1 pseudogene is annotated in these 331 nt (G+C 74.6%); it reads left to right on the forward strand.

The annotated features are described in order from the left end of the window. Window positions 1-331: pseudogene (locus tag ELR45_RS35290) on the forward strand (hypothetical protein); the annotation flags it as partial.

A 331-nucleotide genomic window follows, 5' to 3' on the forward strand; every position in this document is an offset into this window, starting at 1 on the left:
GGGCGTTCTCGTCACGGCCGCGATCCTGCTGGGCGGCGGGTTGTGGGCCCGGTACCCGGGGGTGGCCGGGTTCGGCGCCGCGCTGTCGGCCATGGTCATCGCGTCGGTCGCGGGTGTCGTGCTTCCGGCACCGCTTGAGATCCGGCGGACGCTCTCCGCTGAGCGGGTCGTGCGGCTGGCCGAGTGCCAAGGGACGCTCACCGTGGTCAACCGGTCTCCCTGGCTGCCGGTCCGTCTCGACGGCCAGGACCGGGTGGGTGGCCGGACAGCACCGGTGCGGGTGCCGGCGCTCGCACCGGGCGCGTCTCGGGACGTCGAGTTCGACGTCCCC

Source organism: Phytoactinopolyspora endophytica (assembly GCF_004138495.1).
Classification (GTDB): domain Bacteria; phylum Actinomycetota; class Actinomycetes; order Jiangellales; family Jiangellaceae; genus Phytoactinopolyspora; species Phytoactinopolyspora endophytica.